This window comes from Oleiphilus sp. HI0132 (genome assembly GCF_001635845.1).
The window spans coordinates 1-1,233 of the sequence record NZ_LWGJ01001653.1 but is presented as its reverse complement, the minus strand read 5'-3'; the positions used below and the strand labels follow the sequence as shown (position 1 = coordinate 1,233).

The 1,233-nt window shown below is 46.2% G+C and carries 2 protein-coding genes; both read right to left on the bottom strand.

Going from position 1 to position 1,233, the window contains the following annotated elements:
• The coding region (locus A3766_RS25425; RefSeq protein WP_156509135.1) for an NAD(P)/FAD-dependent oxidoreductase at window positions 1-669 on the bottom strand (669 nt) is incomplete at its 3' end.
• A gap of 139 nt (window positions 670-808) precedes the next feature.
• Window positions 809-1,233, bottom strand: a 425-nt coding sequence (locus tag A3766_RS25420) for an OmpA family protein (protein ID WP_156509134.1), incomplete at its 5' end; no start/stop codon positions are given.

Below are 1,233 nucleotides of genomic sequence, written 5' to 3'. Positions count from 1 at the left end.
TAACTCGGCAATAGAAATGGCTGGAGAATCATTAACAAGAGGCTGAGCATTTAGACCTGCAGAGTTGATGCAGCACTTCGTTCTTATCAGAGCCTCCCCGCCATTGAGAGTAAGCTCAACTCCACCCTCATCCTGCCCGGTTATCTGGAGCTCTGAGTTAAACACGCACTGACCACCGTTTGCCTCAAGATCAGCCTGCAATTGAAGCATATAGGCATGACTATCCAAAACGCCTGTCGAAGGCGACAATAAGGCTGCTTTACCCACTATCGCTTGCTCTAGCTTATTAAGTTCTACAGAACCGATGAAGCGAAGATCGTCTACACCATTAAGTTGAGCTTGGTTTTTAATTTCCTGAAGACGAGCTATCTGATCATCACTTGTCGCAACAATCAATTTTCCACAAGCTTTGAAAGGAAGGTGATGCTTAGCACAATAGTCATATAACATTTCTTTCCCAGCCACGCATAGCTGAGCTTTTAAGGAACCTTTTGGGTAATATATTCCTGCATGGATCACTTCACTATTGCGTGAAGAAGTCTGCGTGCCAATGCTGGATTCTTTATCGACGAGCAAAACTTCCCGACCCTCAAGAGCTATTCGCCTCGCTATTGCTAAACCAACAACTCCAGCTCCGATCACCAGGCAATCCACATTAAACTGTTCCATCGCTATTTGCGCCTCACAATTCTTCTCTTAACTCCTTTAGCGAGCAGCTATGACCCTACATTAAACAAAAAAGGCCTACAAGACCGAAACTTCGACCCATGTAGACCCTCATACTATTGCTCTAAAGACTAGAGCTGACTTAACGCAATGCTTCTTTGGTCACCTGAGCCTCAAGCACTGCGACCACTCGCCTATTTTTAGCGCGCCCATCTTCAGTCTCGTTGTCTGCAATCGGCTGCTCCTCACCGAAGCCTTTTGCGGCAACTCGCTCTTCAGCGATGCCGAACTCGTCAACCAATACTCGCCTAACAGACTCAGCTCTACGTTGAGATAGCTTCAGATTGTACCGACGACTGCCTTGGTAATCCGTGTGTCCCTCCACCGTCAAAGTCGTTGATACGACTTCTTTCATAAAGTCTGCGATCTTCTTAACTTCCGGGTAGTATTCTAGCGTTAACTCATCACTTTTCGCTGCAAACTTAATATCCATGGTAATTGCAACCTGCTTGGTCAACATGACGGCACAACCCGTTTCATCTACACGGAATGATGGGTTTGTACCAG